Annotated in this window: 24 protein-coding genes; 10 read left to right on the top strand and 14 right to left on the bottom strand. The window is 66.8% G+C overall.

The window, feature by feature from the left end; all coding sequences use genetic code 11:
• The first annotated feature begins 72 nt into the window (after nt 1-72).
• The 3 genes from ACFVTD_RS05285 to ACFVTD_RS05275 all read left to right on the top strand — a co-directional run bounded on the left by ACFVTD_RS05285 (nt 73) and on the right by ACFVTD_RS05275 (nt 1679).
• Nucleotides 73-351: a hypothetical protein gene (locus ACFVTD_RS05285; protein WP_387559157.1), complete on the top strand. Its 279-nt coding sequence runs from the start codon at nt 73-75 to the stop codon at nt 349-351.
• A gap of 126 nt (nt 352-477) precedes the next feature.
• Complete coding sequence (locus ACFVTD_RS05280) at nt 478-1407, top strand: NADP-dependent oxidoreductase (protein WP_387559154.1); 930 nt, start codon at nt 478-480, stop codon at nt 1405-1407.
• A 116-nt stretch (nt 1408-1523) separates the two neighbouring features.
• Nucleotides 1524-1679 (top strand): hypothetical protein, encoded by a 156-nt coding sequence (locus ACFVTD_RS05275; RefSeq protein ID WP_387559151.1) that lies wholly within the window; start codon nt 1524-1526, stop codon nt 1677-1679.
• Nucleotides 1680-1735: 56 nt separating this feature from the next.
• Here ACFVTD_RS05275 and ACFVTD_RS05270 read toward each other — a convergent pair whose 3' ends face one another.
• Together ACFVTD_RS05270 and ACFVTD_RS05265 are read right to left on the bottom strand one after the other, a co-directional pair.
• The gene (locus ACFVTD_RS05270) at nt 1736-2377 is read right to left on the bottom strand and encodes a DNA alkylation repair protein (protein ID WP_387560505.1); all 642 of its coding nucleotides are present in this window, start codon (nt 2375-2377) and stop codon (nt 1736-1738) included.
• Between the two features lie 103 nt (nt 2378-2480).
• The gene (locus ACFVTD_RS05265) at nt 2481-3188 is read right to left on the bottom strand and encodes a hypothetical protein (RefSeq protein WP_387559148.1); all 708 of its coding nucleotides are present in this window, start codon (nt 3186-3188) and stop codon (nt 2481-2483) included.
• A gap of 171 nt (nt 3189-3359) precedes the next feature.
• Between ACFVTD_RS05265 and ACFVTD_RS05260 the strand changes: the two genes are divergently transcribed.
• Complete coding sequence (locus tag ACFVTD_RS05260; protein ID WP_387559145.1) at nt 3360-3569, top strand: hypothetical protein; 210 nt, start codon at nt 3360-3362, stop codon at nt 3567-3569.
• A gap of 69 nt (nt 3570-3638) precedes the next feature.
• Here ACFVTD_RS05260 and ACFVTD_RS05255 read toward each other — a convergent pair whose 3' ends face one another.
• A complete protein-coding gene (locus ACFVTD_RS05255; protein ID WP_387559142.1) occupies nt 3639-3959 on the bottom strand; it encodes a GYD domain-containing protein in 321 nt (106 codons plus the stop codon).
• A gap of 291 nt (nt 3960-4250) precedes the next feature.
• On the opposite strand from ACFVTD_RS05255, the gene ACFVTD_RS05250 reads away from it, so the two are divergent.
• Genes ACFVTD_RS05250 through ACFVTD_RS05240 form a run of 3 tightly spaced genes read left to right on the top strand, consistent with a single transcriptional unit; the run spans nt 4251 to nt 8200 of the window.
• Entirely contained in the window at nt 4251-4937 is a 687-nt protein-coding gene (locus ACFVTD_RS05250) for a DUF998 domain-containing protein (protein ID WP_387559140.1), read from the top strand.
• Nucleotides 4934-7567 (top strand): PEP/pyruvate-binding domain-containing protein, encoded by a 2634-nt coding sequence (locus ACFVTD_RS05245; protein WP_387559137.1) that lies wholly within the window; start codon nt 4934-4936, stop codon nt 7565-7567. The genes ACFVTD_RS05250 and ACFVTD_RS05245 overlap by 4 nt, the downstream gene beginning before the upstream one ends.
• Nucleotides 7568-7603: 36 nt before the next feature.
• Nucleotides 7604-8200: a TMEM175 family protein gene (locus ACFVTD_RS05240; protein WP_387559134.1), complete on the top strand. Its 597-nt coding sequence runs from the start codon at nt 7604-7606 to the stop codon at nt 8198-8200.
• Nucleotides 8201-8211: 11 nt separating this feature from the next.
• Here ACFVTD_RS05240 and ACFVTD_RS05235 read toward each other — a convergent pair whose 3' ends face one another.
• From ACFVTD_RS05235 to ACFVTD_RS05195, 9 genes are all read right to left on the bottom strand, one after another.
• Nucleotides 8212-8478: a hypothetical protein gene (locus ACFVTD_RS05235; protein WP_387559131.1), complete on the bottom strand. Its 267-nt coding sequence runs from the start codon at nt 8476-8478 to the stop codon at nt 8212-8214.
• Nucleotides 8479-8579: 101 nt separating this feature from the next.
• Nucleotides 8580-9077 carry a hypothetical protein gene (locus ACFVTD_RS05230; RefSeq protein WP_387559128.1) on the bottom strand — a complete coding sequence of 166 codons (498 nt, stop codon included), beginning with the start codon at nt 9075-9077 and terminating at the stop codon, nt 8580-8582.
• A 143-nt stretch (nt 9078-9220) separates the two neighbouring features.
• On the bottom strand, nt 9221-10198 hold the full coding sequence (locus ACFVTD_RS05225; RefSeq protein WP_387559125.1) for a squalene cyclase: 978 nt from the start codon (nt 10196-10198) through the stop codon (nt 9221-9223).
• Nucleotides 10199-10452: 254 nt separating this feature from the next.
• The gene (locus ACFVTD_RS05220) at nt 10453-12513 is read right to left on the bottom strand and encodes a phosphocholine-specific phospholipase C (protein WP_387559122.1); all 2061 of its coding nucleotides are present in this window, start codon (nt 12511-12513) and stop codon (nt 10453-10455) included.
• A gap of 111 nt (nt 12514-12624) precedes the next feature.
• Nucleotides 12625-13494, bottom strand: coding sequence for an SDR family NAD(P)-dependent oxidoreductase (locus ACFVTD_RS05215; RefSeq protein WP_387559119.1), 870 nt, complete (start codon nt 13492-13494; stop codon nt 12625-12627).
• Between the two features lie 157 nt (nt 13495-13651).
• Entirely contained in the window at nt 13652-14689 is a 1038-nt protein-coding gene (locus tag ACFVTD_RS05210) for a TerC family protein (protein WP_387559116.1), read from the bottom strand.
• 211 nt (nt 14690-14900) lie between these two features.
• Nucleotides 14901-16769, bottom strand: a complete 1869-nt coding sequence (locus tag ACFVTD_RS05205; RefSeq protein ID WP_387559113.1) for a hypothetical protein — start codon at nt 16767-16769, stop codon at nt 14901-14903.
• Entirely contained in the window at nt 16766-17800 is a 1035-nt protein-coding gene (locus ACFVTD_RS05200) for a hypothetical protein (protein ID WP_387559110.1), read from the bottom strand. Before ACFVTD_RS05200 ends, ACFVTD_RS05205 begins: the two co-directional genes overlap by 4 nt.
• Nucleotides 17801-18218: 418 nt before the next feature.
• The gene (locus ACFVTD_RS05195; RefSeq protein WP_387559107.1) at nt 18219-19088 is read right to left on the bottom strand and encodes a DUF1295 domain-containing protein; all 870 of its coding nucleotides are present in this window, start codon (nt 19086-19088) and stop codon (nt 18219-18221) included.
• A 237-nt stretch (nt 19089-19325) separates the two neighbouring features.
• Between ACFVTD_RS05195 and ACFVTD_RS05190 the strand changes: the two genes are divergently transcribed.
• Nucleotides 19326-19757, top strand: coding sequence for a DUF2177 family protein (locus ACFVTD_RS05190; protein ID WP_387559104.1), 432 nt, complete (start codon nt 19326-19328; stop codon nt 19755-19757).
• Between the two features lie 120 nt (nt 19758-19877).
• Here the strand turns inward: ACFVTD_RS05190 and ACFVTD_RS05185 are convergent, their stop codons facing one another.
• Together ACFVTD_RS05185 and ACFVTD_RS05180 are read right to left on the bottom strand one after the other, a co-directional pair.
• A complete protein-coding gene (locus tag ACFVTD_RS05185; protein WP_387559101.1) occupies nt 19878-20024 on the bottom strand; it encodes a hypothetical protein in 147 nt (48 codons plus the stop codon).
• Between the two features lies 1 nt (nt 20025).
• Nucleotides 20026-21411, bottom strand: coding sequence for an OFA family MFS transporter (locus ACFVTD_RS05180; RefSeq protein WP_387559098.1), 1386 nt, complete (start codon nt 21409-21411; stop codon nt 20026-20028).
• 369 nt (nt 21412-21780) lie between these two features.
• Between ACFVTD_RS05180 and ACFVTD_RS05175 the strand changes: the two genes are divergently transcribed.
• Both ACFVTD_RS05175 and ACFVTD_RS05170 read left to right on the top strand, forming a co-directional pair.
• A complete protein-coding gene (locus ACFVTD_RS05175; protein ID WP_387559095.1) occupies nt 21781-23049 on the top strand; it encodes an alkaline phosphatase family protein in 1269 nt (422 codons plus the stop codon).
• A 2-nt stretch (nt 23050-23051) separates the two neighbouring features.
• A complete protein-coding gene (locus ACFVTD_RS05170; protein ID WP_387560502.1) occupies nt 23052-24176 on the top strand; it encodes an alkaline phosphatase family protein in 1125 nt (374 codons plus the stop codon).
• Nucleotides 24177-24227 lie beyond the last annotated feature (51 nt).

Raw genomic sequence — 24227 nt, 5'->3', positions numbered from 1 at the left:
GGAACTGACGCCAACGCGCGCGTCAAGACCTTCAAGAACGGCAGACAGATCACTTCCGGCAAGGGCTATCTTGTGACGTATACAAACGTGAAGTCAGGCGAGTCCCTGACTTTCGAAACGAACGGATCAGCGGAGATTATCTCGGCCCCGGACGCGGACAATGTTGTCACCGTTACTGCCACCGGGAGTTACGGCCTGATCTTGTTCCCCAGCGACCTTCCCCAGGAGCTGACGCCCTCCGCAATCCAGTACACAGGGCGGATTGTCTACACGGTGGACCTTGATACCGGCGTCTTCACCTTGCTCAGCTCGTCCGGCCAGCAACAGGACATCTGCGCCGCGTTGTCGTAAAGCCCTGCGGCCGTTGAGGACCACAAGACCAACCTTGGCGCGATAGCAGCGTTCGTCCACCGTGCGATACGCCACTCCCCAGCCGGATCCGGAATAGCCGCACCTGGCCACGCAGTTGTGCCAACCATGAAGGCAATCACTTACAGCGAATACGGAACCCCGGACGTCCTCGACTACGGCGACCAGCCGATGCCGAAGGTGGGGCCCGGCATGGTCCTGGTCAAGGTCAAGGCAGCCGCGGTGAATCCTGTGGACTGGAAGATCATGGCCGGCGGACTGGATGCGGTCATGGACCTGCAGTTCCCCGCCATCCCCGGCTGGGACGTGGCCGGCGTTGTGGAGTCGGTTGGCATCGACTCCCGGCAGTTCCAGCCCGGCGACGAGGTCATCGCCTACGGCCGCAAGGACTACGTCCACGGCGGCAGCTTCGCCGAATACATCGCCCTGCCGGAGCGGGTCCTGGCCAAGAAGCCCACCTCACTCGGCTGGAACGAAGCCGCAGGTCTGCCGCTGGCCGGACTCACCGCCTACCAGGTGCTGAACCGGCTGGGCCTGAAGGCCGGCGAAACGGTCCTGATCCACGGCGGCTCCGGCGGCGTGGGCTCGCTGGGCATCCAGATCGCCGTGGCCTTGGGTGCCAAGGTCATCGCCACCGCCTCGGAGAAGAACCACGATTTCCTCCGTTCCCTCGGCGCCGAACCGGTTGCCTACGGCGAGGGACTCGCAGACCGCGTGCGCGCCCTGCGCCCCGACGGCGTGGACGTTGTCGCGGACTTCGTCGGCGGTAACCTGCAAGCCACGCTGGCGGTGCTCGCCGACGGCGGACGCCACGCCTCCATCGCCGACAGCGACGTGGAAGAGCACGGCGGCGAGTGGATGTGGGTCACCCCGGTGGGATCCGACCTGCAGGAACTGGCCGACCTGGCGGACAGCGGCAAGCTCCGCGTGGAAGTTGCCGAGGTCTTCCCGCTGGACAAGGCCGCCGATGCCTTCCGGTCCAACATGGACGGCCACACCCGCGGCAAGATCGTGGTGGCCGTCAACCAGGATTCCTGATCCGGTAACGGTTTGACGAAGGCTCCGTCCCTAGGGACGGAGCCTTCAATGTGAGGACAGCCTTCGTGAGAGTCTGGGAGAAACTCACATTGGGGGAAACTGTGAATGTTGGCTGGATGCTGCTCAACGCAGCTGTTCTGATCGTGCCGATCGCCTTGGGCGCAGCGCTCTTGTACTGGATCATCCGGCTGGGCGTGAAGCACGGCCTGCGCTCGTACTACGCGGACCGAAGCCGGGAATCGGCCGTCAACAGCACCAGCGGCGTGGGATAGCCCGTGCCCAAGCCTGGACGGCGGCACTGCCGCGCGTGCCGCCGTCGTAAATCCGGCTACTCGCCTTTCCGCCGCACCATCTCGCCGATCCACACCGGAGCGAACGGCGACGTGCATCCCGGCGGTGTGGGGTAGTCCTTGAGCACTTCCAGCCGCTCGCCGATGACGATGGCACGGTCCCTGTACTCCGCGTGCTCGATCCCGATCTGCGCCAAGCAGGCGTTCATGGCCCACTGCAGCCTGCCCGGGGCATCCTTCATCCCGTCCTCGATGGCGTCCAGCAGCCCTGGCAGGTCCAGGCCCCCGGGCTTCCTGGCCACGCGGTCCGAGGTCAGCGCCCACCCGGCGGCCGCCACCACGGGGTCCGCATCAGACAGCCACGCGACGCGCAGTTCCTCGGGATGTGGGCTTTTCTTCACCACGTAGTTCACCAGCCAGTCCTGCACCTTGGGGGCGCGGGCTTCCCGCAGCATGGCATCCAGCTCTTCCCGGCTGAACGCCTTGGGCCGGCAAATGAGCAGCGCCAGCAGCCTCGCAGCCGTGTCCCCGGTCTCCCACAGCCGGTACGCCAGATCCTGCTGCGTCTTCAGCCGCTTCGCCAGCGCCCGCAGCTGGCTGAGGTTCACGCCGTGGTCATCCCCGCGCTTTTCGTTCGCCACACGCACCTTCGCGTCCGCAAGCTCAGCCAGCTCGGCCATCGCTTCGTCCAGGCTTAGGTGCTCAACTGTTTCCGCCACGTCTTCCTCCCCTATGTGCCAGTTTCAGCGTACGACGGCGGCGGCGCACCTCCACCGGCTTGGGTCATCCCAGCTCACAGGCCTGGTCCGTTCCACCCCCGTGAGCCCTTCGCCTGTGCCGAAGCCCAAACCAGGCAGCGGCACCGGCGAGAAGCACAGCAGCACCGATGACGGGCGCCGGGAACGGCTCACTGTCGGCAACCGGCGTGCTCGCCACCTCCACCGGTACTACGGCCGGGGTCGCCTCCGCCCGTGCCGCCTCAGGGCTTGGAGTTGCAGTTGCCACAGTGGACGTAGGCGGTTCCAGAGCCGGCGAAGGTTCCGCAGGCGCGGCAACGGCTTGGATGCCAGCCGGAGCCTCGGCAACCACTGCATCTGCGACGGCCGGCGGCTGGTACCCGGTGGATTGCGGCGGGACGTAGCCCGGCCCGGGAGCCTGCGGGGCCTGAACCGGAACGGGCATCTGGACAACCGGCGCGGGCGCGGGCTGGGCAGGGGCCGGCGGGACCGGGACGGGAGCCGGTGCCACCCACGGCTGCTCGACCGGAGCGGCCGGAGGCGGGGTGAACGCAGGCGGCGTGTAGGGAGGTTCCACTACCGGCGCCGGCGAGGGCTCCTCCGGAACCTGCCGGTCGCCGGGGTCGTAGCAGTACCTGACCCCGTCGGACATCCAGCAAACGTAGTCGGCATGCGCCGGTGCAGGCACCAGCACTACGGCGCCCGCGGCAAGCACGGCAGCGGCGGCAGCGCGCCGCAACGGATTGATCCCCAAAATTTGTTTCCCCCAAACTCCGGCCGCATGCGGCAGTGCTCCGATCCTACCGAAGGTCCGGCGCCGGCCTTCGCTCAAGATTCGGGCAATTATTCCCGCTGCTGGACAAAACCCCTTCCGTACGCGGGCCTGGCTTCCTACAGTGTCCACACAGGCCGGACGGGGGACACCATGAAAAGCCAGGACGCATCACCAGCCCGCGGTACAGAACGCACGACGCCGGACCCTCCGGGCGCCGCGCACCGGCCCGTTCCCGCTCCCCCGCCAAAACGTCCCGCTGCCGCCCAGGCACCGCTCCCCCGGGTCAGCGGCCGCGAGCGCGAAGTCCAGCAGCTGATCTACGATCTCGCGCTCCTCGCCGCCAGGCAGTGTCCGCAGTGAAGCACCCAAGCCGCCGGGTCGCCGTCGTACTTTCACGACGGCGGGCCGCCGCCAAGGTGCGCAGCTCCCTTATTGTCCCGGGGCCCGGTAGGACGGGGTCTTCTTGGCGGCTTCGTCAATGTCCTCCACTGTGAGGAGCGGCTTCAGCCGGACGTTGACGTTCCCGGTCGAATTGATCAGCAGTGACAACGCCGCAGCACTGGCATCATCCGGCGCGTCAAAGACGCCCAGGACGTCGTAGTAACCAAAGGCGTAGTAGAAGCTTTCCAGCGTTCCGCCCACGGACTTCAGGGCCTCCGTCAGGGCATCGCGCCGCGCGGTCCCGCCTTCCTGCATGAGCCCCTTGATGCCTTGGCCCACGTACGTTGCTTCGAACAGATACTTCGGCATGGTCTTTCCTCCTGGCCTGTCTTGGGCGGCGCCTCATTCGCGTGATGTGCGGGTGCTGGGGCCGTTAAGGCGCAACGTATTCCCCTGCGAAACGGCAGTCAAGATGCCCGAATACCCAATACGGGAAGAAGGGGGACAGCACGCCGTCCCCCACCCCAGCCCCCAAGGCCGTTCGGCCCTTGCGGCACCGGGCGGCCAGGCACACGCTGGAACCGGTAGGCGCCAGGGCCTTCGCCCGCGTGCCCTGCGCCGCGCCGCTTGCCGGACCGCGGGCTTTGAGGACTACCGGACATGTCTGTTGCAGGAGGACGGCTTCCCGGACACAGGCGGGCCGTGCCGTTCGCAGGCCGGCACAGGGACGCCCTGCGCATGCCCCTCCTCGCCGCCGGGCCGCTCTCGTCACTGCTCTACGTGGTCTTCACCGACGGCATCGCAGCCTCCCAGTGGGCCGGCTACCGCCGCGCCGAACAGATGGTGAGCGAACTGTTCGCCGTCGGTTCCCCCGGCCGGGACGTCCTTGTTACCTTCACCTGGATCTATACGGTCCTGTTCACGGCGTTCGGCCTGGGCGTCTGGAGCTCCGTCCGCGGCCATCGTGCGCTCCGCATCGCCGGCGCGCTGCTCACCGCCTACGGCCTCTGGAACATCGTGGGCGCCCTCTTCCCGCTGCGGCTGGGCGACGACGCCTCCATCCCCATGCACATTGTGGCCACCAACGTGCAGCTGGCCCTCATGGTCGCCGCGATGTGCTTCGTCGCCGCCGGATTCCACGGCCCGATGCGGACCTTCTCGATCGTTTCGCTCGCAGTGTCAGCCCTCATGGGTATGGTCGCGTTCATGGCAGCCCCGGGACCGAACCTCGTGCTGGGCATTGGCGAGCGCATCAGCATCGGTGCATTCTTGCTCTGGGTGGCAGTCCTGGGGGTAGCGCTTTGGAAACGGACGACGGCGGCAGGCAACAGGGAGGGCACGTCATGACCTACATCAACGGCTTGGCCGACGTGCACCCAGGCGACATTGCCGCGGCGGGCGGCAAGGCCGTGGGCCTCGGCGGGCTGGTCCAAGCCGGCCTTCCGGTTCCGCCCGGGTTCGTCCTCACCACCAACGCCTACGCCGCCTTCGTGGCCGAAAACGAGCTCGGGGAGGCCATCCAGGAGTTGGCCGGCCTCTCATCTGATGCGCCGCCGGAGGAGTATGAGCATGCCTCCGCCCTGATCCGGACCCTGTTCAGCAAAGGTGCCATGCCGCCGTCCATCGCAGCGGAACTCCAGGACGCCTACCACCGGCTCGGCGCCCAGGACGCGGCCGTGTCAGTCCGGTCCTCCGCCACCGCCGAGGACCTCGCCTCCGCCAGCTTCGCCGGGCAGCAGGAAACCTACCTGAACATCCGCGGCGTGGACGCCCTGGCCGCAGCGGTCATCAACTGCTGGGCCTCCCTCTGGACGGCACGCGCCATGGCCTACCGTGCCCGCGCCGGTGTCCCGCCGGACCAGGTGCGCCTCGCCGTCGTGGTCCAGCAGATGGTGGAGGCCGAGGCCGCCGGGGTGATGTTCACCGCCAACCCCGCGAACGGCCGCCGCGACCAGACGGTGATCAGCGCCGCATGGGGCTTGGGCGAGGCCGTGGTCAGCGGCCGGGTCACCACCGATGACCTGGTGGTGGAGGCCGGCACCGGCAAGTTCGTCTCCCGGCAGACCGCGGACAAGGAGGTCATGACCGTCACCACGGAGAACGGAACGGTGGAGCAAAAGGTGGCGGAAGCCCGCCGTCGTGCGCCTGTCCTGGACGATGCCGCCGCGGCTGAACTGGCCGCCTACGGCCGGCGGATCGCGGACCACTTCGGCTCGCCGCAGGACATCGAATGGGCCCGCGCCGGCGGCCAGTTCTTCCTGCTGCAGTCCCGTCCCATCACCGCCCTCCCCGAGCCGGCCGCCGACGCTCCCACCGAGTGGCCCATCCCCTACCCCAACGGCCTCTACTTCCGGGCCAGCATCGTGGAACAGATGCCCGAGCCGCTCTCCCCGCTCTTCGCCGACCTCATCGACGGCTCGGTGTCCCGCTCCATCTCGGCCCTGATGAACCAGGCGCTGGGCGGCCACCCCCTCCGCGAGGGCGACGTCCGGTTCCCCACCGTCAACGGCTACGCCTATTACTACTACCGCACCTGGCCCATGCTGCGGATGACGGCCCGGACAGTCCCGGCGATGCGCGGGCTGTTCCGCGGCACGGCGCACATGGGCGTGGCGGGCTGGCGCGACTACTCGCATCCCCGCTACGAACGGATCATCAAGGACTGGTCCGCGAGGCCGCCGGCCGGGCTTTCCGGCGCCGAGCTGCTGGCGGGCGTGCAGGCCCTCCTGAACGCCGGCACCGTGTACTACACCGCCGTGCAGTCCATCATCCCGCTGGCCGACATGAGCGAACTCTCCTTCCGGGGAGTCTACAAATCCATCCGCCGCCACGGCGATCCACCGGCCCAGGAATTCCTTCTGGGCTTCGACAGCGAACCCATCCGGGCCGAAAAATCGCTGTACGATTTGGCCGGCTGGGCGCGCAGCGACCCAGCGCTGGTATCCACCCTGGTGGAACGTCCGACGGCGGCACTCGCCGAAAGCCTGCGCACCGGTTCAGCGCCGGCCGGGGTGGATGACGCCCTGTGGCAGGAGTGGCGGATCGCCTTCCACGAGCATCTGGCCCTGTACGGGCACGCGGTCTACAACCTGGACTTCGCCAGCCCGGTGCCGGCCGATGACCCCACCGCCCAGCTGGAAACCGTGAAGTTCTACCTCCGCGGCCAGGGCACGGATCCGAATGAACGGCAGCGGCTGCTGACCGAGCGCCGGGAGTCGTTGACCCGGGACGTCGCCGGCCGGCTGGGTCCGCGGCGCCGGGCACTGTTCCTCCGGGTGCTGAAATGGGCGCAGGAGACGGCGCCGGTCCGCGAGGACGCATTGGCCGACGTCGGGCTTGCCTGGCCGCTGCTCCGGAGGATTCTGCGGGAACTCGGGCGGCGGCTGGTGCTTTCGGGCGTCATCGCCTCACCCGACGGTGTGTTCTGGCTGCGGCTCTCCGAGCTGCAGGGGGCGGTGGAGTTCGGGCTGGCGGACGCGGAGCCGGGCGGTGCCCTTGCCGGAGCCTCCCGGCCGGTCCGTGCCGCCGCAGTGGAGGAGCGCAGGATGCTGTGGCGGGGGCAGGCGAAGGCCGCGGCACCACAGATGCTGCCACGGAAGGCATGGATGGAGAAGGCGTTCGGCTCGATGATGCCGGGAGGCCCGCAGCAACAGGCCGGCGACGTGATCAGGGGTACCGGCGCGAGCTCCGGCCGGGTCACTGCACCGGCCCGGGTCCTCCGAGGCCCGGAGGACTTCGGCCAAATGCGGCCCGGCGAGGTGCTGGTGGCCCGCATGACCACCCCGGCCTGGACCCCGTTGTTCGCGATGGCCTCCGCGGTGGTGACCGATGTAGGCGGCCCGCTGAGCCACAGCTCCATCGTGGCCCGCGAGTACGGAATCCCCGCCGTCCTGGGCACCGGCGTGGCCACGCAGCGGCTGGCCGGAGGTCCGAAGGTGGCGGTGGACGGCGACGCGGGGACGGTGGCTATTGTTTGACGCCCGGCCGTCCGGTTTTGCGGGCAGAATAATCGGGTGAACAAGAACCGGCTTGAGGCCTTCAGCGACGGCGTCCTGGCGATCATCATCACCATCATGGTCCTGGAACTGCACACCCCGGAGGAACCCACGTGGGCCGGCGTTGCCGCCATCCTGCCCACACTCTTCACCTACCTGCTGAGCTTCGTGTACGTGGGGATCTACTGGAACAACCACCACCACATGATCCACCTCGCCAGCCGGGTGAACGGGACCATTCTCTGGGCCAACCTGCACCTGCTGTTCTGGCTGTCCCTCTTCCCGTTCACCACCCGGTGGATGGACGAGTCCGGGTTCCTGCAGGTCCCCGTGCTGCTGTACGGCATCAACCTGCTGTGCGCCGCGATCGCCTACTTCATCCTGGAACGGCGGCTGATTGCGGTGCAGGGGAAGGACGGAGCGTTGGCCCGGGCCGTCGGGAGGGACTGGAAAGGCAAAGCTTCCCCGCTGATCTACCTCACCGGCATCGCCCTCACCTTCCTCCAGCCGCTGCTTGGGGTGGCCGTTTTCACCATCGTCGCGCTGATCTGGCTGGTGCCGGACCGGCGGGTGGAACAGTTCGTCGTCAGGGCCCATGAGGAGAGCGCCGGGTAGCGTTGTGCCGGCTACTCCGCCATGCCTGGATGCACCGGAACGAAATCGACTTTGTTGCCGGAGTTGGTCCGGCCGGCCGGCGCGCGGTTGAACCCCTTGGCGTCCAGGCCATTCTTTGCGCGGAACTCGGCCACTGCTGCGTCGTACGCGTTGTTGAGGGTGCGGCCGGAGAAGTCGCCGGTGCTGCCGTCGTTGAAGGCGATCCGGATGCGGACGCTGGCCGGGTAGTGCCGGTTCATGCGGACAAAGCCATCAGCGTCCTGCTGGAGGGTAATCACGGAATCCTGCTTTCGTTCGGTGGGCAGTCCCCAGTCTGCCGCAGGAACCCGGACCGGCGGCACCCAACCCGGGGTGCCGCCGTCGTAATTCCCTGGTCCAATCAGCAGTGGACCGGGCTGTAGAAGGCAGCGCCCCAGCTGGATTTGTCGGTGGAGTTCGGACCGAAGCTGGCGTCCAGGGTGATGCACTGGCCACCGGCGGTCTGCGTGCTGGTGTAGACGGGACCGGCGTAATACGAGTAGTAGCCGCTCGAAACATCGTCCGGCCCGTACGACGGGTAGTTCCCGATCATATTCTGGCGGTACATCTTGATGCCGTACGTGGGACCGTAGGCGTAGGCGACGGAGCAGTTCTTGCGGGCCGTGGAGTTCCAGTACACGTCGATGGAGCCGGTTTTCGTGCCCGGCTTCCCATACCGGTAGTCCTTGCTGTAGCTCGGCACGGTGATGGGATGCGACCCGATGTACGTGTATCCCGTGCCGCACGGGCCAGCTGCGGTGGCGGGAACCGCCGCCACCAAGGAGGCACCGGCGGCGACCCCGGCAGCGACCAGCAACGAGATGCCTTTGGATTTCAGTGTGCCCTGCGGGAATTTCATGGTGTCTCCAACGTGATGAGTGGCCTGGCGCAGCGGAGGTGCTGCAGCGCAGGCCAATATAAGCACACCGATTGGATGAAAAGACAGGGCGCAGCATGGGGAGGTCTCCCCACCGCCTCATCGCCGGACCGGGGCACGCCACACTAGTCCGAATGCCCCTCGTCCCACCAGTCCAGCACCCTGGTTCCATGGAACGTCAGCCACTTGGATGGCTCTCCCGGAACGTCCACGTCGAACCACACCCGGCCCGGATGGCGGCGCTCCTGGACCCATGTGCCATCCCCTTGCCGGGCTGACCGTACCGTCCCGATAGCGTCGGCCAACCGGGGATCTGGGGCAGCGCCGTCGTGCAGGGCTGCCGCCCGGAAATAGTCCAGCGCATTCAGCGCACTGTAGAACCACCGGAACGGGTAGGCCTGCCGGGCCACCCACGGCGCCACCGGCTCCCCCGTGGACTTCCGGTAGAGCAGCCGCCGCTCCAGCAGATATTCCTCGCCCCGGTGCCTGGCCGCCCTGGGTTTCGGCGATCCGCCCGTAGCGGCCTCGTAGTACAGGAGGCCCTTCAGCGAGTTGATGGTGGAGTGGACCGAGGACCGGACGGACCCGTTGACCCATTCACAGTTCCAGCCGCCGTCGGGCAGTTGGCGTTCCAAAAACCATTGCGCGATGCCCGACACGTCCGCCCCGAGCCATGCACCGTTGGCCAGGGTGAACGCATTGATGCAGCAATCCACCTCGCCGCCCCAGTACGGGAGGCCCTGGTACTCCCACCTGCTGTTAGCCGCGAGCTTTTCGGCGGTGCCGGCCAGCACGGCCGCGTCCAGGCCCCATTCCCGCAACGCGTTCAGAGACCACGTGGTGGCGGTGTACGGCTGACCAGCGTCCTCCGCGGCCTCGGGTCCGTTGAAGTCGAAGTCGGCGGGAAAGTAGGCGCCACCGGCCCACTGCCCGTCGGGATCCTGCCGGGACAGAAGCTGCGCCCCGAACCCCTCCGTCCGGATCCTGGCCCGGGTTGCCTCCCACTGTTCGGGCGGCGCGCCGGCCAGGTCACGCTCAACCTGCCATTTCAAGGCGGGATCGGAGTCGAGCAACCAGTTGAGCAATGCTGGGTCCACGGCCATAGCGGGGAGCCTACCACTCGCTTCACTACCCAAACCTGCGGAGCCACCGGGCAGTCCGCACAACGCAAAACCTGCAGGTACCTTCGCGATCTCGCTAAGAGAAGGCTCGGACATTCGCATGTCCTGAACAACCCGGCGTCATCTGATGGTTACCTGCAGGCACCTTTAAGTCTAGGACCACACCACCTCCAGCAGAAGCGGGCCGGTGCCCCTTCGCCAAAATTCTTCGTGGGTTCGCGTCCGGCCCGGCCGGTTTAGCGGCCGAGCTGGGGGTCGCTGGTCAGTTGGCCGGCGTTTTCAAGGCGGCCGGCCAGGACACGGACCAGCCTGGGACCTGCGGCGGAGGTGACGGTGAGATCGTACCAGCCGCCCTGGGTGGGGATGACGATGGTCTTTGCCTGGCCGGGGTTGAGGGAAACCGTCTGGGAACCCGGACCGTACGCGTCCTTGAGGGTGAGGTTTGCGCCTGTGGTGCCGGCGTTCTCGATCCGGAACTGCGCGTGCGCGGCCCTGCCGTCCGCGGCGACGGTCACGCGGATGTCCGCGGCCGCCGTCGTCCCCGCAACGCGCCGGTACCACCCGGCCGGGCCGTGCATCTGCACGTCGTACTCGGCGCCCAGCGCCCACGAGGCGTCCAGTGAGGCTTCTGCGCCGATGGTGTAGGAGTATGGACCGGCCGGGAGCAGGTTGGACCGGACCTGCACGTGTGCGCCCAGCGTGCCCTGGTTGCTCCACCGGCTGGTGAGCTTGCCTGAGTCGAGCCTGGTTTCGACGTCCAAGGCATAGCCCAGCGGGCGGGACGGGCGGGTGCCCTTCTCCTGGGCCGGCATCGAGTTCGTGTCCGGCGGCGTCGGAACGTAGCTCGGGTGGCGCTTATGGTCTGCCGGCTTGTACGCGGACGTATCCGGGAGTGCCGGCGCCGCTCCCCCGGTCTTCGAAAAGTCGAACGCGCTGGTGAGGTCGCCGCTGATGGCGCGGCGCCACGGGGTGATGTTCGGCGAGGCCACCCCGAACCGGGTTTCCAGGAACCGGACAATCGAGGTGTGGTCGAACGTCTCGGAGCAAACCCAACCGCCCATGCTCCAAGGGGATGCCACGATCATCGGCACGCGCACACCCAGGCCGAAGTGTCCGGGAACGTCCTTGTCGCCGTAGTACGTCGGGCTGCCGTCGTACCATTCACCGGCAGTGGAGACCGTGGAGGCACCGGGTATCTGCGGGGTGTTCGGATGCGGCGGGACGATGTGGTCAAAGAAGCCGTCGTTCTCGTCGTACATGAACAGGACAGCGGTCTTGCTCCAGACATCGGGGCTGGAGGTGAGGATGTCAAGGATGTTGGCTGCGTACCAGGCCCCGAAGTTCGGCGGCCAGTTGGAGTGTTCGGAGTACGCTTCGGGCGCCACGATGTAGGAGACCTGGGGCAGCGCGCCCGCCGCTACGTCCTTGCGCAGGATGCTGAACAAGTCGTCGCCGGCCTTGGCGTTGGTGCCGGTCCGGGCCTTGTCATACAGGGGGCTGCCGGGCTTCGCGTCCTGGTACTGCTTGAAGTAGAGGAGGGAGTTGTCGCCGTAGTTGCCGATGTAGGCGTCGTCAGTCCAGCCCTCGTAATGTGCCGGATCAAGGCCCTCACCGATGTCCTGGTAGACCTTCCAGCTCACCCCGGCCTTCTCCAATTCCTCGGGGTAGGTGCTCCACCAGTAGCCCTTCTCACCGTTCCACAGGTCAGGGCCGCCGCCCTTCCGGTCGGGGTCGTCGCCGCCGGCGAACATGAAGTAGCGGTTAGGGTCGGTGGGCCCGAGGACCGAGCAGTGGTACTGGTCGCAGACGGTGAACGTGTCGGCGAGGGCGAAGTGGAAGGGAATGTCCTGGCGGCCGTAGAACGCCATCGTGGCATCGGTCTTTTCCGGCAGCCATTTGTCGTACTTGCCGTTGTTGAAGGCCTCGTGGGTGAGCTTCCACGAATGGTCCAGGTCCTCCATGAACTGCATGCCCAGGTTCGGCGCGTCCGGGTGGAACGGCGTAACCTCGCGGGTGGAGCTTGCCTGGTGGAACGCATCCTTGCCCGAGGGCAAAAGCGCGGGGTGCGGGTCCGAGAATCCCCGGACGCCCTTCAGCGATCCGAAGTAGTGGTCGAAGGCACGGTTCTCCTGCATGAAGATCACCACGTGCTCAACGTCCTTGATGGAGCCCGTGGCCCGGTTGGCCGGAATCTCCGCGGCCCGGGCGATGCTCTGGCCCATCATCTGGGAAATTGCAGTGCCAGCGGCACCGGCGGCGGAAAATTGAAGAAAACGACGGCGGTTGAGACCTGCCATGAGGGCGCTCCTAATGCGTTGGCTTTTGATGTCCCCCGCGGGGTACTCTGCCAGCGCTGCGTTACGGCCCCGTGTACACGGCCTGAACAACCGGGATCCGGAGTTACAGACTCACGCCAACCCGACCCACCCCTGGGTCATCGAGGTCACCCGGCTGCCGTCCAGGTCGTTGATTTTCGCGGAGACAAAATCCCGGGCCCACGCAGAGGTCTGGATCCTGAAGGCCGGAGACGGTCCGTCCAGGGTGTCGAGCACGATCCCGGCAACCTCCTCCGGCGTTTGGGCGTTGGAGCTGGCGAACTGCCGCGTGGTCCGCTCCAGGTAGGCGCTCAGCGCCGGCCGGTAGGGGCCGGCGCCGGCAAGCATGCCGGCTGCATCAACGCCGGCGTTTGCGACGAATTCGCTGGACACCGCCCCGGGCTCGATGAGATGGACACCCACGCCAACGCTCTTCGCCACGGGCTGGAGGCTTTCCAGGAATCCTTCGACGGCAAACTTGGCAGCACAGTAGGCCTCATTGAAAGGCTGGCCCACAACTCCTCCCACGGAACTGATGGTGAGGACCCGGCCGCTGCTTTCCCTGAGCAACGGCATGAACGCTTTCGTCATGGCCACAACGCCAAAGTAGTTGACTTCCATGGCGTCCCGGAAGGCCTTCATGTCCAGCGATTCAACAGACCCCAGGGCGGCACTGCCCGCGTTGTTGACCAGGGCATCCAGCCCACCGTAGGTGCGGCGGCAATAGTCGGCTTCCCGTTCTATGGCGTCAGCATCGGTGACGTCCAGGATGCGGATGTCCAGCTCGACTCCTGCCTCCGCGGCGTCGGCCCGGAGGGCCTCTGCATGCCCTGGATTGCGCATCGTCGCAATCGTCCGCCACCCTGCCGCCGCCGAGGCGAAAGCCGTGGCGCGGCCAATTCCTGTCGACGTGCCGGTAATCAGCACGATTCGCGAGTTCTGGCGGCTGGGTTGAACGGCCATGGCAGTGAACCTCCTTGTAGTCCTCTTGTGGCGTCTAAGGGCCGGGCCTCTTCCCCTGATGATTCATCCGTTGCCCGTGCGGAGCAAGCGGGGGTGAGCCGGCGGCACCCACCCCGGGTGCCGCCGTCGTCCGTCCTTCCTGGTGATCCGCGGCCACCTACCGCCGGGTGCCCGCGGCGGTGTCCGCCTCCTCGCCTGAGGACGCCTCCTGGACCGCACGCCCGCCGGCGCCGTGTCCGCCGCGGGTCTTAGCCAGGCTGGCCACCGTGGCCACCAGGATGGTGGCGCCGATGAAGACCAGGGAGAACCAGATGGGGATCTCCGGCACCCACAGGAGCGGCCGGCCGCCGTTGATGAACGGCAGTTCGTTGACGTGCAGGGCGTGGAAGACCAGCTTGACGCCGATGAACGCGAGGATGACGGCCAGTCCTTGCGCCAGGTAGACCAGGCGTTGCAGCAGGCCGCCGATGAGGAAGAACAGCTGCCGGAGGCCCATCAGGGCGAACGCGTTGGCGGTGAAGACGATGTACGCCTCGCTGGTCAGGCCATAGATCGCGGGGATCGAGTCGACGGCGAAGACCAGGTCCACGAACCCGATGGCGATGATGGTCAGCAGCATGGGCGTCACGAACCGCTTGCCGTCCAGCTTTACGGTGAGCTGGTCCCGGTGGTACTCGGGGGTGACCGGCAGGACGCGGCGCACCAGCTTCATGAACCGGCCGTCGGCCGGGTTGGAGTCGTGCCCGCCGAACGCCTGCTTGTACGCGAGGACGAGCAGCAACGCACCGAAGATGTAGAACACCCAGGAGAAGTTTGCGATCAGGGTGGCCCCGATGGCGATGAACCCGCCGCGCAGGATGAGGGCGATGATGATGCCCACCATCAGCACTTTTTGCTGGTACTTCCTGGGGACGGCGAACCCTGTCATCACGATGAGGAAGACGAACAGGTTGTCCACCGACAGGGCTTTTTCGGCGAGGTAGCCGGCGAAGTACTCGCCGCCGTACGTCCAGCCCGAGACGGTTCCGATTCCTACGCCGAACAAAAGGGCGAGGCCGATGTAGAACGCCGACCAGCGGGCCGACTCGCCAATGGACGGTTCGTGGGGTTTGCGGACGTGCGCGAAGAACTCGTAAACGAAGAACAGGATTGTCACGGCAATGGTGATGATCCAGATGAGCGGTGTGACCTGCATGGGGGTACTCCAAAGGGTTGGCGCTGACAGTGACGCCAAGGTCTCCTCCGCCCGGTTCAACCGGAGCCGGTGGCCCGGAATGCTTCACTGCATCCGTATTGACGGGCCACGCACAGACGGGAGTACTCCCCTTGATGGGTTAAATGGTAGCTGATTAACGGACGACGGCGGCACCCGGCTGGGTGCCGCCGACGCCTGCTTCTGCGTCAGGTCATCCGGCGGGCCGCACGACGATCGCCGTTCCGCACTGGTTGATCACCGTGCCGGAGCTTGACGATGCGGTTGCCACCTTGGCGCCGGTGGCGGACGTATCGGTCAGGGCGAGTGAGTCCACTTCCAGGGCCGCATTCGACTTGGACGCGATGTTCGAGGTCGAGTCACCCTGTTCACCCATTCCCGCCGGCGGCGAGAACGACGTGGTTGCCGAGTTGGTGCCGTTCCGCACGCCGTGGGCTGTCAGCAGCAGCGCCCCGGGAGTCACCGGCGTGATGGACGGAGCCCGTACACCTGGGTAGGCCACTCCGCTGTTGGTGTCCGTGGCAGGAGTGACGTCAAGCGGCGTTGTGGTGTTGGCGCCCTGCACGGCAACCGTCGACCAGGCATACCTGGAGGCGGGTTCCGCCACGCTGGGCGCGGTATCGCCGGCCTGCATCACCCGGTACCAGACGGCTTGGTGGGCGGACGCGGAGCTTGCGCTCGTGAAGTCACCAACAGCCTGCGTCCACCCTGCCGGGGCGGCGGTGTTCGCCGACCCGGACACGGTGACCTGCGAGAACAGGAAGACAGTGTCGCCCGGCTGCCAGCCCGCCGGCAGGCCCGGCGTGTACGAGCCCGCTGCGGTCAACTCCCCTGCTCCGCTGGCCGTGGACCGGACCGCGATGGCCGATGGCGCCGGCGTCGTGGTGGTTGGTGTAGGCGTTGGGGTCGGTGTGGGAGTAGGCGTTGGTGTCGGTGTAGCCGTTGTGGTCGGAGTAGGCGTTGGTGTCGGTGTAGCCGTAGTTGTCGGAGTAGCCGTCGGGCTCGGTGAAGGTGCCGCCGGCCTGGTGATGGTGAAGCTGTCCGAATACGTGCCGCCCGAAGCCCGCACGAAGTTGCCGGTCAGCGTGGTACTGGTCACCGATACCTTCAGGAAGCCGTAGGTGGGGTTGTTGTTGCTGCCCATGAAGCTTTGGAAGTACGGCGCAGTAGTGGTGTTGTTTTCGCTGTTCAGCGATCTGCCGCCCGAACCCACCGTGGCCAGGATGGTCCCGGTACCGGCCGCGAACTGGCCATTGGGATTGGTGGACGCCACGCAGTCCGGGTTGAAGCTGCTCACGGGAATGGCCGTGCAGCTGCCCTTGAGCGCAAGCGGGTAACTGCGCGCATAGGCGTGGTCGTGCGCCTGCATATAGAGGTCCACCTTCTTGGAGACCAGCATGTTCATCAGGTCGGGGCTGGCGGCGCAGGGATAGTTGACCATGGACAGGCAATACATGTGCATTCCCACCACGATGAACGGAATCCCGGCGGCACGGGCCGAGTCGATCGCCGACGTCACGAACTTGTAGCCCTGCGTGCCGGACTTGTAGGACCAGTCCAGGCCGCTGCCGCTGAACGTCAGCTTCGGGGAAACCATGATCAACCGGACCAGCGGGCTGCTGGCCGGATAGTCTGTGTAGAACTGCTGGGCATAGTTCCCTACCGAACCGAGCTGGTCCGGCAGGCACGATGCAAAGTTGGTCCACACTCCGTCAGGTCCGTCGTCCTCGTGGTTTCCAGTCACGAACTCATACGGCATGGTCCCGGCGTGCTGCTTGACGAACGAGCACCAGGCCGATTCCGGCGTGATCTGGGAATAGGACAGGTCCCCGAGGTTGAACATGGCCGCGACGCCGCCGTTGTGCGCGGCATCGATGACCTTGCCGGTCACCGTGTTCCCGCCGGTGTCGCCGGCGAATCCGAGGCTCACGGTGGTCGCGGCGTTGGCTTCCGAGTCCCTGGAAGCGGCCAGGTAGTAGAAGTTGGCGAGGATCAGCGCCAGGCCCAGCAGGAGGGCCGGCACCCACCGCAGCGGGTGGCGCGTAAGCCGGACGGCGTTCACTTGCAGCTCCATTCGGTGGCGCGGCGCAGGCCGTTATCGGCTGCTGAGTATCCGATGACCACGGTGTTCGCTCCCTGGCGGGACACCGAGCTCGCGGATCCGGACACGCCGGTGAACTGTGCATCGGAACCTGGTGGCAGGATCCGTGCGCTCTTGCCGATCCAGATCACCGCCTGCGGCCTCGACCCGCGGAAGGACGCCGAGCTTCCCTTTCCTACGGTTACGCCCGCAATACCTGATGACGCACTCGACGCGGGCCCGGCAGCCGCCGCTCCCACGTCGGTCACGGCACTGGGAGCAGCCCACGTCACGGCATGCGTTCCGTCGGCCACCGCGCTCTGTCCCAGCGCCTGCCCGGCAGCATCGATCCCGAGGACGACGCCGCCCTTACCGCTCAGGGTGGGGAGGGCTTTCGGAGAGCCATCCGGGGCCCACAGGACCGGAGTAGCGTCGTCGGCGAGGGCCACCCCGCCGGCGGTGCCGTCAGGGCCGAGCGCGAAGGCGTGGCCGCCCCTGGCTCCGGCGGGCAGCGTGAGTTCACGCGGTGCCGTGGTCACGGATGGCCAGACGGCGGGGCGTTCGTCTTCGTCAGCTCCCGGGCCGTCCGAATGCTCTTCATCAGCCACCAGCGCCCCCGCCACAATGCCGTTGTCCGAAATCGCGGATGGTATTGCGATGTCGCCGGGCTTGACGGGCAACGGATGATACTGGCCGTCCTGCCACCACCAACCCACCAGAACCTCGTTGGTGGCGTCATAGCCGGTACCGACAACAACTCCCGCCGCGTTAACCCCTGCCGGGGCCACTGAGTCGAGCGGGATGGACAGCTGGGTGGGCTGGCCGCCACGCCAGAGCACGGGTGCGGACCCGCCCGCGGAGGTGTCGGCGATGCCTATGACCAGGCCGTTGCTGCTGGAAGCGATTGCGTTGCTGCCGGGGCCGCCAAGGCCCGGGAAGATCCGCACCGAACAGTTCGCCGCCTGGGGCAGGTCAGGGCCCGCCGCCGTCGCGGCATTGGGAAGCATCACCATGCCGCCTTCCAGCGCCAGGAGGGCGGCTGTCAGAAGGGCCTGGGGCCGGATATCCCGAAACCCGTCGTGATGGCGGCCTCCCGGACCACCACCGCCCGTGTCGCCACGCCGGGAAGTCCTACGGTTGCCTCTGGGGCCGCCGATGCCAAAAAATCCGTTATCTCGCAATGTCGCTCCCTGGAGTTGAGACTCCATGCCCCAGCAGCACGCGCAGCGCACCCGGCCCCTGCTTGACCGCGCTGTCCTCGAAGATTAGGGGTACCCCCCGGTACATGTCACGAGTACCCGGTACCTGCTTCCGGGTATGCACGCTACTTCCCTAACCCGGCCGATGGGGTGTCCCTCAACTCCCCAGTGGCGGGCGGGACGGCCGCACCCAACCCGGGTGCCGCCGTCGGCCGTCCTGACGGCGCAGGCCCTACTTGAGCTTTGGCACCAGCACCGGGGTGCTCTTCTTGTACTCCTCGTAGTCGGCCTGGCCGCCCCACTTCTTGTCCGCCTTCTTCTCCAGGGGCGGAACGCCGCTGCCCTTGGTCAGCAGCAGCGCCACGAACACCGGCGAGACCAGGGCCGCCCACTGCCAGCCCTGCAGGACGGGCAGCGCGATGATGGCCACGCCCACCCACAGGGTGATCTCGCCGAAGTAGTTGGGGTGGCGGGACTTGGACCACAGGCCGGTGCTGATGAAGCGGCCCCTGTTGGCGGGATCGTCCTTGAACCGGTTCTTCTGCACGTCCGCGGTGGTCTCGATGGTGATGCCCGCGAGCCAGACCAGGAGGCCCACCCAGAAGAACCCGTCCAGGCCCACCTTCTTGTCCGAGGTGATGGCCACCCATGCGAGCGCAGCGGTCAGCACCACCCACAGGCCCTGGATGGTCCAGGTGTTCAGGAAGCGGAAGAAGTCAGGCTTGAGTTCATCGAAGCGGTCGTCCTTGCCGTGCTTGCTGATCCGCAGGAACAGGAAACTGCCCAGCCGCGCGGCCCACAGCACCACCATGACGGCCAGCAGCATGCCGCGGGCGTCCACGCCCGGGGACGCCAGCACCAGGAACACCGTGATGGAAATGTAAGTCAGGGCGCCGGTGAGGTCGTAGAACTTCTCCGTCTGCGCCTTGTAGGAGGGGATGAACACCAGCCACTGGATCACGAAGGCAATGGCCACCCCCAGCGCAAACACCGGGAAGCCGCCAATCCTGGATCCGCCCTGGCTTCCAGCAAGGGCGATGAGCACGGCCACCACCACGGCAACGACGGTGCTGATGAGCGCCTTGCGGCTCTTTTCGTTCACAGACAGCTTCCTTTCCCCTGGGCCGCCGCGCGCTGCTGCACGGCCGGTCCCGTTCGCGCCCCTCCGGGCACGGTTGCATCCAACAACAACTCAGCCAGGGTGGCCTTGTCCACTGAGTGTTCGGAGCGGGCGCGGGATTGTATGGGTAGAGGTGTACTGCGTTCGGGTTTCGGCAGTCCACCCCCGGCCCTGGCTGCGAACCACTCCCGCACGGCATCCGACTGCAAGGAGTCCCCCATGAGTCCCCGCACCAAGAACTGGCTGGCCGCGTATGTTGTCAGCGCCCTGATTTTCGCAGTCCTGGACGTGGCGTGGATCCTGCTGGTAGCCAATCCGCTGTACCAGAGCCAGATCGGCCACCTACTGGCGCCCAAGGCCAACCTGCCCGGTGCGGTGCTGTTCTATGCCGTCTTCGTGGCGGGCATGGTGCACTACGGCGTCCGGCCGAACGACGCCGGGGCCACGCTGCGGCAGCGGGTCACCGGGGCGGCCCTGTTCGGCTTCTTCACCTATGCCACATGGGCGCTGACCGGTTTTGCGGTGCTGAAGGACTTCACCGCACTGGTGGCGGTGACGGACGTCCTCTGGGGAGCCGCGGCCTGCAGCCTGGTGACCTGGGTGGCCGCCACCATCCTGCGCCGCCGGCTCATGAAACCTGCCGTGGCCTGAAGCTGCGTGCCGCCCGGCGCACAGACTGGCCCAGTTTTCGGGGCGGAACGGCGCAAATCCAACGGTTTCGCGGGCGTTCGTGCCTGAAAACTGGGCCAGTGTGACGCTCAAGCCAAAGGTTTAGCCGAACAGGGCGGCCACCTGGGTGAGTGTCTGGAATACGCCGTAGGCCAGTGGGATTCCCACCAGCACCCAGGCCAGGACCAGCCTGCCGGTGGACTTGTTGACCGGCTCCTGCGCGGCATGGGTGTTTGCGGTGCTGCCCATGTCAGGCCTCCTTCGTCGATAGGTGCTGCTCGGAACGGGATTCGTGGAACCGTGAGTCCACGGGTTTGACCAGCAGGTTGGCCGCGAACCCAACCACCAGCAGCGCCACCATGGTCAGCAGGGCGGGCTGGTAGGACGCGCCCGTCAGCTGGCCGGGCTTGCCCTGCGCGTCCAGGATGCTGTTGACGATCAGCGGCCCTGCCACACCGGCAGCCGACCACGCGGTCAGCAGCCGGCCGTGGATGGCGCCCACCTGGAAAGTCCCGAACAGGTCCCGGAGGTACGCCGGGACGGTGGCAAAGCCGCCGCCGTAGAACGAGATGATGATGAAGGCGAGTACCACGTAGAGGGCCGTGGCGCTGGACCCGGCAAGTGCCAGCACCGTGTACAGCACGGCCCCCACGCCCAGGTACACCATGTAGATCCGCTTGCGGCCGGTGACGTCGGAGGTGGCCGACCAGGCGAACCGGCCGGACATGTTGCCAATGGACAGCAGCCCCACGAAGCCAGCGGCGACGCCTGCACTGACCAGGGACTTCCCGTCCGGCTGCCGGAAGAAGTCCTGGATCATGGGCGCCGCCTGCTCCAGGATGCCGATGCCCGCCGTGACATTGCAGAACAGCGCCACCCACACGAGCCAGAACTGCCGGGTTTTGATGGCGTTCTTCGCCGAGACGTTTTCGGTGGTCACGAGTTTGGCCGACTTGACCTTGGCGGGGTCGAACCCGGCGGGCCGCCAGCCATCGGCGGGCACCCGGACGGTGAACGCACCGAACAGCATGTAGGCGAGGTAGACGACGGCGAGGGTCAGGAAGAGCTTGCCCACGGCGTCGCCGCTGGCAACCCAGCCCTGCGCCCCGGAGTTGGGGTCGTACGCCTTGAGCAGGGCCTGCGAGACAGGGCTGGCGATCAGTGCGCCGCCGCCGAAGCCCATGATGGCCATGCCGGTGGCCAGGCCAGGCCGGTCCGGGAACCACTTGATCAGCGTGGACACGGGTGAGATGTAGCCGATGCCCAGTCCGATGCCACCCACCACGCCGTAGCCCAGGTAGACCAGCCAGAGCTGGCGGGTGAAGATGCCCAGCGAGCCAATGAGGAAGCCGCCGGCCCAGAACATGGCGGACGTAAACATCGCCTTGCGCGGGCCGTTGGTGTCCACCCAGGTACCCATGACCGCGGCGGAAAGGCCCAGCATCACAATGGCGATGGAAAAGATGACCCCCACCTCGGTCAGGCTGGTGCCGAAGTGCTTGACCAGTGCGGTCTTGTACACGCTGGTGGCGTAGGCCTGTCCAATGCACAGATGGACGGCGAGCGCCGCCGGGGGCACCAACCAGCGGTTGAAGCCCGGCGGCGCGATGGAGTGGTCACGGTCCAGGAAGCCCATGGTTGTTTCCCTTTGCTTGTCGAAGACGTCGATGTCTGATCGATCCAGAGGCGAAAGGCCTTAGTGAGCCCGGCCCCTTGCCTTGGGCAATCATCATGCAAATCATCAGCAAACGTACTGTTGGCGCGCCGAACGGCGGTGATTTCACGGCGAGCGGCGCTCCGGCCCCAGACAGGGACCCACGGGACAGGTACGGGAACGTCCGGTGAACTCTCCATGAACGGACTCCGGTTTACGCCGGGGCCGTAACCTCTCCGTGATCTACTGGGTGACTGCAAACCTTACCGACCAGTAACTTACAGTCCGGCGACCGGCCCAGGATGGGGGCGTGCCCGCGTCGCCGCCCATCAGACCTGCAAGGAATCAGACGTGAATCTTTCGAGACGCCACTTCCTGGGAGCCGCGGGAACTGCTGCTGCCACCACCCTGGCCGCCGGCAGCGCCTTCCAGCCGGCCTTAGCCGCGCCGCCCGCACTTCCTGCACCCGGTGACTCCGGCATTGAACACATCATCGTGGTGATGATGGAAAACCGTTCCTTCGACCACTTCCTGGGCTGGATGCCGGGGGCGGACGGGAAGCAGTCAGGGCTCAGTTACACCGACCGCTATGGCTTCCCGCACTCCACCTACCACCTGGCCGATTTCCAGGGCTGCGGCCACCCGGACCCGGACCACTCCTACGAGGGCGGCCGGATCCAGTACAACAACGGCAAGAACGACGGCTGGCTGCGGGCCGGCGAAAACGACGAGTTCGCGGTGGGTTACTACGGCGAAGCCGATCTGGACTTCTGGCGCCAGGCCGGACCCGACTGGACCGTCTGCGACCGCTACTTCGCCGCCACCATGGCCGAAACCTACCCGAACCGCTTCTACCAGCACGCCGCGGCCACGGACCGGATCCACAACTCATCCGCCACCTCCACCCTCCCCACCATCTGGGACCGGCTGGCCGCGGCAGGCGTTTCCGGCAAGTACTACTACGGCGACATCCCCTTCACGGCGTTGTGGGGAACCAAGTACCAAGGCATCTCCCGCCCCTACGCGGAGTTCCTTGCGGACTGCTCCGCCGGGGCCCTGCCTGCCGTCTCCTTCGTGGATCCGCGCTTCACCGACGAAGGCTCCGGAACCTCCGGGGACGACCATCCCCATGCCGACATCCGTTCCGGCGAGACGTTCCTCGCCGAGGTCTACAACGCGGTCACGTCCGGCCCGGGCTGGGCCAACACCATGCTGGTGGTCAACTACGACGAGTGGGGCGGCTTCTATGACCACGTGGCACCCGCCACGGCGCCGGACAGCAGCCCCGAAACGGCCCTCCGCGGTTTCCGGGTTCCGTCCCTGGTGGTCTCGCCCCGGGCACGCCGCCGGTACGTGGCCCACGACGTCTACGACCACACCTCGGTCCTGAAGGCCATCGAATGGCGCTGGAACCTTGCTCTCCTGACACCACGCGACAAGGCGGCGCGCAACATCGCCGAGGTCCTGGACTTCGGCACCCCCGCAAACCTGGCTGCGCCCACGTACCTGGTCCCGCCCTTTGTGGCCGGTCCCGCCTGCACCCCGGTGGGCCCGCCCCCGGCCGAGGAATGGTCCGGCCTGAAAGAAAAAGCACTCGCTGACGGATGGAAGCTCCCGTGAAAATGAAACTCCGTGCCACCCTCGCCGCCCTGGCCGTGATTGCCGCCGCTGTCGGCGGCACCGCGGCAACCCTCAACCCGGCCGCCGCCACCACCCCAGCAACCGCCTCATCAAGCCAGGGCTACCTGCCCGGTGCCAACCACGTCTTCGTGATCAACCTCGAAAACAAGGGCTACGACGAAACCTGGGGCCCGGCGTCGGCCGCTCCTTATCTCTCCCAGACCCTGCGCAGCCAGGGCGTCCTGCTGAACCAGTACTACGGCACCGCCCACAACTCCCAGCCCAACTACGTGGCCCAAATCTCCGGACAGGGACCCAACCCGCAGATGCAGGCCGACTGCCAGAGCTATACGCCGTTCGTGGGCACCGGCACGGCCAATCCCGGCCAGGCTGTCGGCGATGGTTGCGTCTTCCCTGACACCGTGCCCACGGTCGCCGGCCAGCTGAAGGAGGCCGGCAAGACCTGGAAGGGCTACATGGAGGACATGGGCACGCCATGCCGGCACCCTGCCCTGGGCGCCGTTGACGACACCCAGAAGGCAAAGGTGGGAGACCAGTATGCGGCGCGGCACAACCCGTTCGTGTACTTCGCCGGGATCACCGGGTCCCCGGACTGCGCGGCGAACGACGTCGACCTGTCCGCCCTGAAGACGGACCTTGCCTCGGCGGCCACCACCCCCAACCTGTCGATGATCACCCCCAACCTGTGCCACGACGGACACGATTCCCCCTGCGTCGACGGGCAGCCGGGCGGTCTGGCGAGCGCCGATGAGTGGCTCAAGCAGTGGGTTCCGGCCATCACGTCCTCCCCTGCGTTCAAGCAGGACGGCGTCCTGGTGATCACCTTCGACGAGTCCGACGGGCCGCAATCCGACGCCAGCGCCTGCTGCGGAGAAGGCCCCGGACCCAACGCTGCCCTGCCCGGCATCACCGGAATGGGTGGCGGCAGGGTGGGAGCCTTGGTCCTCTCCCCCTTTACCAAGGGCGGCACCTGGTCCACCACGCCGTACAACCACTACAGCCTGCTGGCCAGCATCGAAGACACGTTCGGCCTGCCGTACCTGGGTTACGCCGGAACGCCGGGACTGAACCGCTTCGGACTCGACGTGTACAACGCGGGAGTTTGACTGAGGCTGGCTTAGGCTGTCCCCGGCAGGGACCACTCCGGAAGGGAATCG

The sequence above is a fragment of the Pseudarthrobacter sp. NPDC058119 genome, from assembly GCF_042884655.1.
In the GTDB taxonomy this organism is placed as follows: Bacteria; Actinomycetota; Actinomycetes; order Actinomycetales; family Micrococcaceae; genus Arthrobacter.
Note: the sequence above shows the minus strand (reverse complement) of the source record. Positions and strands in the feature narration are given on the sequence as shown.